Annotated in this window: 10 protein-coding genes; 4 read left to right on the top strand and 6 right to left on the bottom strand. The window is 40.7% G+C overall.

Going from position 1 to position 8,720, the window contains the following annotated elements; genetic code table 11:
- Positions 1-95 (top strand): putative dsRNA-binding protein (locus TH67_RS09290; protein ID WP_257638074.1); only part of this gene is annotated, 95 nt, incomplete at its 5' end.
- Between the two features lie 8 nt (positions 96-103).
- Positions 104-1,171, top strand: a complete 1,068-nt coding sequence (aroC, locus tag TH67_RS09285; RefSeq protein ID WP_072595315.1) for a chorismate synthase — start codon at positions 104-106, stop codon at positions 1,169-1,171.
- A 54-nt stretch (positions 1,172-1,225) separates the two neighbouring features.
- Here the strand turns inward: aroC and TH67_RS09280 are convergent, their stop codons facing one another.
- Complete coding sequence (locus TH67_RS09280; protein ID WP_072595314.1) at positions 1,226-1,834, bottom strand: autotransporter domain-containing protein; 609 nt, start codon at positions 1,832-1,834, stop codon at positions 1,226-1,228.
- Positions 1,835-2,095: 261 nt separating this feature from the next.
- Between TH67_RS09280 and TH67_RS09275 the strand changes: the two genes are divergently transcribed.
- On the top strand, positions 2,096-3,358 hold the full coding sequence (locus TH67_RS09275) for a Y-family DNA polymerase (protein ID WP_072595313.1): 1,263 nt from the start codon (positions 2,096-2,098) through the stop codon (positions 3,356-3,358).
- Positions 3,348-3,656, top strand: a complete 309-nt coding sequence (locus TH67_RS09270; protein WP_072595312.1) for a YolD-like family protein — start codon at positions 3,348-3,350, stop codon at positions 3,654-3,656. The genes TH67_RS09275 and TH67_RS09270 overlap by 11 nt, the downstream gene beginning before the upstream one ends.
- 31 nt (positions 3,657-3,687) lie before the next feature.
- Here the strand turns inward: TH67_RS09270 and TH67_RS09265 are convergent, their stop codons facing one another.
- The 5 genes from TH67_RS09265 to TH67_RS10715 all read right to left on the bottom strand — a co-directional run bounded on the left by TH67_RS09265 (position 3,688) and on the right by TH67_RS10715 (position 8,375).
- Positions 3,688-6,129: a molybdopterin-dependent oxidoreductase gene (locus TH67_RS09265; protein ID WP_072595311.1), complete on the bottom strand. Its 2,442-nt coding sequence runs from the start codon at positions 6,127-6,129 to the stop codon at positions 3,688-3,690.
- 20 nt (positions 6,130-6,149) lie between these two features.
- Positions 6,150-6,719: a hypothetical protein gene (locus tag TH67_RS09260; protein WP_072595310.1), complete on the bottom strand. Its 570-nt coding sequence runs from the start codon at positions 6,717-6,719 to the stop codon at positions 6,150-6,152.
- A gap of 413 nt (positions 6,720-7,132) precedes the next feature.
- Positions 7,133-7,822, bottom strand: a complete 690-nt coding sequence (locus TH67_RS09255) for a tetratricopeptide repeat protein (RefSeq protein ID WP_072595309.1) — start codon at positions 7,820-7,822, stop codon at positions 7,133-7,135.
- 111 nt (positions 7,823-7,933) lie between these two features.
- Complete coding sequence (locus TH67_RS10720) at positions 7,934-8,134, bottom strand: hypothetical protein (RefSeq protein WP_257638073.1); 201 nt, start codon at positions 8,132-8,134, stop codon at positions 7,934-7,936.
- Positions 8,106-8,375 carry a hypothetical protein gene (locus TH67_RS10715; protein ID WP_257638072.1) on the bottom strand — a complete coding sequence of 90 codons (270 nt, stop codon included), beginning with the start codon at positions 8,373-8,375 and terminating at the stop codon, positions 8,106-8,108. The genes TH67_RS10720 and TH67_RS10715 overlap by 29 nt, the downstream gene beginning before the upstream one ends.
- Positions 8,376-8,720: the final 345 nt, after the last annotated feature.

The following is an 8,720-nucleotide window of genomic DNA, read 5'->3' as shown; positions in this document are numbered from 1 at the left end:
TAAATGGCAAAGAAATTTCACGTGCCGTTGGCAGCTCTAAAAAGCAAGCCCAACAGCTTGCAGCAAAAATCGCACTAGAAAAAATCAAAAAATAGGAAAAATTTTGAATACATTTGGTAAAAAACTAACCTTAACAACCTTTGGCGAGAGCCACGGGGTGGCGATCGGTGGCGTGATAGACGGACTTCCAGCTGGGCTAAAGATCGATACAGATTTCATCCAAAGTGAGCTAGATAGACGCCGTCCTGGACAAAGCAACTTTACAACCGCAAGAGATGAAGCCGATAAGATAGAAATTTTTAGCGGCATCTTTGATGGCATGAGTACTGGAGCACCGATAGGGTTTGCCATTTTTAACAACAACCAAAAGTCAAACGACTATGAAAATTTACGTGAAATTTTCCGTCCAGGCCATGCGGATTTTACATATTTCAAAAAATATGGTTTTAGAGACCACAGAGGCGGCGGACGCTCAAGTGCAAGAGAAACGGCTGTTAGAGTAGCTGGTGGGGCTTTTGCGCAGCTGCTTTTAAATGAGTTTAATATAGAAATTTTAAGTGGAGTGCTTGGCATAGGCAAAGTTTTTAGCGACAAAATAGACTTTAACTTTGCTAAAAATTCGCAAATTTATGCTCTTGGCAACGAGGAAGCGATGAAAGAAGTGGTAAATAAAGCTAGAAGCGAGCACGATAGCGTAGGAGCTGTGGTTTTAAGCGTGGCTAGAGGAGTGCCAGCTGGTCTTGGTGAGCCGCTTTATGATAAGCTAGATAGCGCGTTAGCGGCAGCTTTGATGGGTATAAATGGAGTAAAGGCCGTTGAGATAGGTGCTGGCGTGAATGTAAGCTCTATGCTTGGCTCAGCAAACAACGATGAGATGGACGAGCTTGGATTTTTAAGCAACAATGCAGGAGGTATACTTGGTGGCATAAGTAGCGGCGAAGATATAGTGCTAAAGAGCCATTTTAAGCCTACGCCTTCGATATTTAAAGAGCAAAAGACACTAAATTTAGCTGGCGAGGCGGTGGATTTTGAGCTAAGGGGTAGGCATGATCCTTGTATAGGCATACGAGGAAGCGTCGTTGCAACCGCGATGATAAGGCTAGTTATCGCCGATATGTTGCTACTAAATGCTAGTACAAAGCTTGAAAATTTAAAGAAAATTTACGGATAAATCTATAAAAATGAGTAAAATTTAGTGGTCAAAAAAGCCACTAAATTTTACAATCTATAAGCAAACTGAAGTTTTGCGCTGCTTTGATCTTTTTTGCCAAAAGATTGTGCTATGCCAAAAATTTATGAGTGTTGCATTAGTTGGCGTATATCTTAGACCGACCTCAACCTCTGAACTTGTACCTTTTTGAGTTAGGCTGATCTCCTCGTCTTCTTGGATCACCACTATTTTTGACTTGGTGTTAAATTTATACTCAGCGCTAATTTTTTCATAAGGATTAAATTTGCCAGCATCATAGGCTATTTTTGAGTAAATTTTAGCTCTACTTGATGTAATGCTGCTAAATTTTAATGTGCTTTGTCCGATATCTGCCTCATCGCTACCGACATAAGAGAGTGCGTAGTTTAGCCCGCTATCAAATTTTATCTTTTTGCCGATGCCAAAGCTAGCATTGTAGTATGGCATCGAGATTTTATAATCCACATCTTTCGCATCAATCTTCTTAGTCTGGCTCCTACCAGCTTTTGCCATGAGATCGATATAAAAATCACGCGGCAAATTTAGTCTTGAAAAAATACCAAGTCCATAATTTCTAACTCTACCATCTATTTTGGCATCTTCATCGCTGTTATCAAATGTTGGCATAGCAAAAGCCCCAAGCATAGACTCGCCATTTTTATTTTTACTTTGATAGAATTTACATCACCTCTATCTGTTAAACCACCATAAACACCTGATTGTCCGCTTTTTTCAATAGTAGAGCCAATTATATTAACTTCGTTGTGCGTTGCATTTGCTCTGGCTCCACTAGTAAAATTTATCCATTTTACTTATTTTGTTTCTAAAAAATTTTATTAGAAATTTTAGCCTTAAGATCAATCTTTCAAAAACGAACTTTTACTAATTTTCATCTATAATCACGCCATGAAAAACGAAGCACAAAAATTTTATGCCGTCATTGATCTAAAGTCATTTTACGCCTCAGTTGAGTGTGTGGAGCGAGGGATTGATCCGTTTAAAGCCGATCTAGTCGTGGCTGACGATAGCCGTGGCAACGGAAGTGTTTGCCTAGCCGTTAGTCCAGCCCTTAGAGCTAAAGGTGTGAAAAATAGATGCAGGCTTTTTGAAATACCAAAGGCTATAAAATTTATCATTGCACCACCTAGAATGCAGTTTTACATCGACTATGCGGCTAAAATTTATGAGATATACCTAAAGTATGTCTCAAAAGATGATATCTATGTCTATTCTATCGATGAGGCCTTTATCGATCTTACTTCTTATGTTAAATTTTATAATACCGATGCAAAATCCATAGCCAAAAAGATAATGGATGAAATTTTAAAAACTACTGGTGTGACGGCCACCTGTGGCATGGGTACAAATTTATACCTCGCAAAAATCGCCCTTGATATCCTAGCTAAGCACAGTGATGATGGGATTGCATTTTTAGACGAGCAGCTTTATAAAGAACGTCTTTGGACGCATCAACCGCTAGATGACTTTTGGCGTATCGGTAAGCAAACTAGGCTAAAGCTGGAAAAACATGGAATTTTTTGTATGAAAGATATAGCAAATGCTCCGCGAAGCTTGCTTGAGAAATTTTTTGGAGTTGATGCATATATAACGATAGATCACGCAAATGGCATAGAGTCAACGACAATAGCTGACATAAAAGCATATAAACCAAGCACAAAATCCTACTTTAGCTCTGAAATTTTACCAAGAGACTATGAGCGTTGTGAGGCGGTAGTCGTACTAAAAGAGATGGCTGATAGGCTAGCGCTTAGGATGATAAACAAAGAAGTAATGGCAAGTGGAATAACGATAAATATAAAATTTGCCGACAAACTCGAGCCACTACAACGTGCAAGCGTTCGGTTTAAGACACCAACAAATGTCTCAAGTGTGCTGATGAGTTCAGCCGAAGAGTTGCTCTTAAATAAGATAAAAAATGTTGGGCTCATTAGGCAAATTAGCATTAGTGCAAATGACGTAGTAAAAGAGAGCCTAGCTCACTCTAGTCTTTTTGAGGATGATACTAAAGAAAAGGCAGTTTTAAAATCCCTAAATCTCATAAAAGAAAAATTTGGTAAAAACTCGGTTTTAAGAGCGATCGATCTACTACCAGAAGCCACTGGGCAAGACCGAAATAAAAAGATCGGAGGGCACAAAAGTGGCGAGTAAAGATAGAGCAAAAATTTTTAGCTCGTTTAATCCTCTCTCAACCTTAGAGCGAGCCTTGCGACAAAAAGAGCGAGAGAAATGCGAAAAACTTGAACTTGATGAGAGCAAGGTTGATGAAATTTTAAAAAAGATAAGCGAGCTAAGGCCGGCTGATGAAGTATATGTGAGCTATCATGACGGCTACACCTATACAAGTGCTAGTGGACTAATATCTGACGTAAATTTCAAAAATAAAACTCTTATGGTTGTAAAAACTAAGATCAAATTTGAAGATATAAATGACCTAAAAATAATTTAGCCCCCAAGCGAGGGCTAAATTTATATAAATTCTACAAAGATTGTAAAATTTTTGGTTTAGAAAAGGCAGTTATTGGTTTGATCTCGCCTTTATATTTTTCAAGATCCGCTAGTATCGTATGTCCGCAGTTGCTTTGAGCGATACTAGATGTGCCTTTGTCGCGTGTTAGGACATTGATGCAACCGTGCTTACAAAGGCTTCTTTCGCCAGGCACTTCAGGATCGTACCATGCACCTTCGCAAATAGCGATAACACGCTCTGGGATGATGTCAGTGACAAGCGCTCCTACTAAAATTTCACCTCTATCGTTAAAGACTCTCACTACATCACCAGTTGTGATGCCTTTTTTCTTAGCGTCGTTTGTGTTTATAAGCATTGGCTCTCTTGCGCTCACTTCAGCGTAGTTTCTGATTATTGAGTTATTTAGCTGAGAGTGGAGGCGATATCTTGAGTGCGGGGTTGTGATGCTAAATGGATATTTCTTAGCTTTTTCACTACCAAGCCACTCAAACGGCTCGATCCAAGCAAAGTGTGGAGCAAAGTCTTTGTATCCAAATTTAGCAATAGTTGGAGAGTAGATCTCTATCTTACCTGATGGCGTGCCAAGGCGATTTTTGTGTGGATTTTCTCTAAATGCACTAAGTCTTGTGTAGTATTTTGTCTCTTCATTGTCTTTGTCAAATTTTACATAGCCCTCTTTCCAAAACTCATCAAAGCTTGGCATTTTAAGATCTAGCGCCTTAGCTTGTTCCACTGCATCTGCGTAAAACTCTTTTGCCCAGCCAAGCTCATCTTTACCCTCTGTAAAGACCTCTTCTCTACCCCAGCGTTTGCAAATTTGTGAGCATATCCAGTAGTCGCTTCTGCTTTCTCCCATTGGCTCAACTACTGGTTTGTATGCCACGATGTATTCGCTTGATGGGACACTTTGGTTGATGTCATTTCTCTCGACTTCAAGTGCCACTGGTAAGACGATGTCGCTTAGTTTAGCTGTGCTTGTCCAGTATGGCTCAGCTGTGATAACAGTATCAAATTTACGCCATGCTTTTACGGCGTTATTTACGTCTTGATGCCTTGTAAACATCGAACCAGAGGCCATATAAGCTACTCTCATATGTGGAAGTTTGATCTTAGAGCCATCATAATCTATCTCTTTGCCAGGATTTTGCAAAGCTTCGATTGATCTTGAAGATGGGATGGTTACGTTTTTAAATTTCTTCCACGGAGCACCATCTACGTTTTCATATTTCTCGCTTATCCTAGTACTGATACCTTTTAGAGCAGGTGCTATCTTATCAGTGCTGCCGTTTCCGTAGTAGAGGTTAAACTCAAATCCAAGACCCTCTTTACCGATGTGGCCAAGCATCGCACTAAGTGTTACGATACCCCAAAAGCCCATCTCGCCGTGATCTTGTCTTTGAAGAGATCTGCCAGCGATGATAGTGCTTGGCTCTTTTGCAAGCGCTGTTGCAAATTTAGCTATATCTTCAGCTTTTACACCACAAATTTTACTAGCCCAGTTTACGTCTTTTACCACTTTGTCGGTGGTGCCAAGCAAATAATCTTTAAATTTATTAAAACCAACTGTGTATTTTTTGATAAATTCCTCGTCATAGAGTTTATTTTCATAGAGATAGTGGCACATGCCAAGCATCATTGCTACGTCAGTGTTTGGACGAACGATGATAGCTTCAGAGCCAAGGTATCTTGTGGTGTCGTTTTTAAAGACGCAAACACTATAAGTTTTAATGCCAGCATCTTTTATCTTTTTAATACCAAGATAACCATCATGTGTTGGTGGCTGCCATGAAATTTGACCAGTTACAAGCGGGTCAGTACCCCAAAATACGATGTTCTTAGCATTTTTAACCATAGCTTCCCATTTTGTAGGAGCGTCATAAACCGCACTATTTCCAAGGACATGAGGCATGATGACAAGGCCAGCGCCTGTTGAGTAGTCACCGCTTTCCTCGACGTATCCGCCAAGCACTTTTAGCATCCTGTGACCAACAGTCCTACCCCAGCTGATCTTACCGCTGCCGCCCCACCAGTAGCATTCGCCGTAGATGCTTTCAGGGCCATATTTGTCAAAATTTTCTTTTAAGGCTTTTGCAGCTAAATCAAGTGCTGTATCCCAGCTAACACGCACAAATTTTTCCTTGCCACGAAGCTCACTTTTTGCTGCGCCTTTTGCCTTTAGGTAGCTCTTTCTTACGTATGGATAGAGCACACGGCTTTCGTTTTGGATGAGGTCTGGCAAGCTATTATTCATTGTATTTGGGAATTTATCGCCCTCAAATGGATCAATGGAGACGATTTGATTTGAGTTGGTATTTGCCCAAAATAGACCAAATCTATTTGCTCCAAAGGTTTTGTTTTGGTCAAAAATGGTCTTAGTCACGCCCTCTATCTTGTTTGCCTGCGCTGCTGTGGCAGCAAGTGCAGAAAATTTTATAAAATCTCGTCTTTTCATATTTTCTCCCTTATGAAAATTTATTTTACTTTTTTGGCATTGTGTTGTAGGTATTTAAGCACTAAATTTAGGTCAGTTTCATCAAGTGCGACAAATTTCGCATCGACCATACCAGATAAATTTGCTGGCCACTGAGCAGCTGTGAAGCTGTTTGGTTCATGCAGCCTGTGACATGCTGAGCAGGTCTCTTCGTAAATTTTCTTTGCCTTTGCGTAAAGCTCTTTTTGGTTGCCACCAAGCGCGTCATTTGGCACTTCATAAAGCCCATCAACTTGGTACCAAACCTCGCCGTAGTCATCTTCAAGATCTTTTACTTTTTTGAAATTTGTCTCGCTCTCGTTATCAAAAGCTACAAAAACTTCAGGATCTTCTATACTTCTTTGAAGTTGGGCTAAGTAGTTTGCCGACACGACACCACTAACCTTGATCTTACTCGTTTTATCGCCTTTTTCGACGACTTCAACTGGTGTTAAAACCTCGATCTTTCCGATCATCTTGCCATCTAGCGTTATATTGGCATCTTTTGCGATGACATCTGCACTAAAAGCAAGACTACATGCTAAGACAGGGGCTAAAAATAGCATTTTCATGTTGCAATCCTTAAAAATAAAATTTAAAAAATTTTTATAACCTAATGACTTAAAATTACATTGTTATATTTAGCTTTATTTAAAAAAGTTAATATTCATTTTTATTAAAAATAAGATTTAGAAGAAAATTTATCAATGAGTTTTATTGATTGTCTTAATGATTAAAAGTATAAGCAAACACAAGCTCTTTAAAAATTTTACTTTTAAGTCTAGTGAAGTAAAAATTTAACTTTACTTCACTAGCTACTATAAAAAGTATGATAGAGCTTTTATAAACTTAAAAATATAAATTAGTAAATTTTTTGCAGAATTCAAAAATATGCTAAAAGTTACTACTCCACATTGCTAGCTATGTTAAGACTTTCTAGAGTTTTATCGTTTTAAAATTTTTGTCAAAACGCCTTACTGTCAATCTAGCAGCTTTGCTTATCGCCTAGCTCGCACGCCTTTTTTCGCATTTGCTTTGCCTTTTTTGCGTCTTTTTTTACTTGCTCGTATCTGTTTTCGTTGAAATTTCCCTCATACAGCCACGCCGCTCGCGCGCAACCGTCTGCGTAGCCTAGCTTACACGAGCGCTCGTAATACTCCATCATCTCGCCTATATCGCCTCCCGTTCGCTCTATCATCCAGCCCACGTTGTAGCATCCGGGAGCGTATTTTTTGTTACATAGAGTATTGTTTATCGCAAACGACTGCACCTCGTCGCCTAGCTCTTCTTGCATGAAATTAGCTAACGCCAAGCAACCGGGCAAATACTCATAAAGGACGCAACTAGCCTTGTAATACGCGCTAATCTTGGTCTCGCGCTCGCTCTTATCCGCAGCTTTTACTAGATTATTTTTATAAAGTTCGCCCAGATAAAAGCAGCCCTCGCCGTCTCCTTTGGCGCAGGCTAGGCTAAACAGTCCCTCCGCCGCGCCGTAGTCTTGCTTTAAGTTAGCCGCTACCATGCCCGCTTGCACGCACTCTTTGGTGGCATTTAGGTCGGGATTTTTGCATTTTTTGAGCTTTTCTAGCGTATCTGCGGCCAGCAATGGCGAAAGGACAGACTCGCTAGCGAATAAATTTATCGCCGCAAGTAGCGCAAATAATAAGATTTTCATTTTTATCCTTTAAATTTACCTAACCCCTCGCTTTGGCGATGCAAGCGGCGACGGCCTGCATCAAGGCGCCGCCCATATTTCCGCCGCCGATGAAGCCGATTTTTACGTTTTTCATTTAGCCGTCTTTTTTAAAACTCCGATTTTGACCGCCTTGCCCGCGATCGCCGTATTTACCGCCGCACTATCCGCCCAGATCGCCCCCGTAACCTGCCCCGGCGCCAAGGTATAAACGCCGCCCGTCTGCGCCTCGTCGCTCGCCTTAAACTCGTTGCCCACGACCAGCTCATAGACATCCTTTCGTGTCGTTTTCAAATTTGATCGCCGCTTTTAGCGTCGGCTCCATTTTCTGCTTCGCCGCGCCCGCGTACTGCTCGAGCATGTTTTTACTAAGCTTGCCGTAGACGTCGCCGTCTGAGCCTAGATATATCCGCACGGCGCGCTTATCCGAGTTTTTGCCGCCCTTTTCGCCCTTGCCTACGCTAACGCTCATCTCATAGGCAGTTTCTCCCGTCGGGAAGTCCTTAAATTTAGCGTCCGGGACGAAAACCCGCACGTTGTCCGTTACCGTTTTCGTAACGTACGTCTGCGGCGTTATATCCGTTAGCACGATCGTGGATTTCACTTCCGAGCTTTTATCCGAAATAAGCGTGGAGATCGGTACGCGCGTAAGTAGCGTCGTCTCGTAGCAGCCGCTAAAAATAAACGCCGCGGCGAGAGCAAAGATAAATTTTAGTTTTTTTTCATCGGTTTCCTTTAAATTTTCGCCGATTTTAGCATAAACTAGGCATTTTCATATTGATTACATTAAAAGTAAAAATAGAAAAGTAAGTATGGTATTTTAAAGTATAAATGGTTTTAAGATTGATAAATTTTAAATGAGAGAATGGCTCTATTTCGT

It is taken from the genome of Campylobacter concisus (assembly GCF_001891085.1).
Taxonomy (GTDB): Bacteria; Campylobacterota; Campylobacteria; order Campylobacterales; family Campylobacteraceae; genus Campylobacter_A; species Campylobacter_A concisus_O.
The sequence above is the reverse complement of the archived record's forward strand: the minus strand, read 5'-3'. Positions and strand labels throughout refer to the sequence as shown.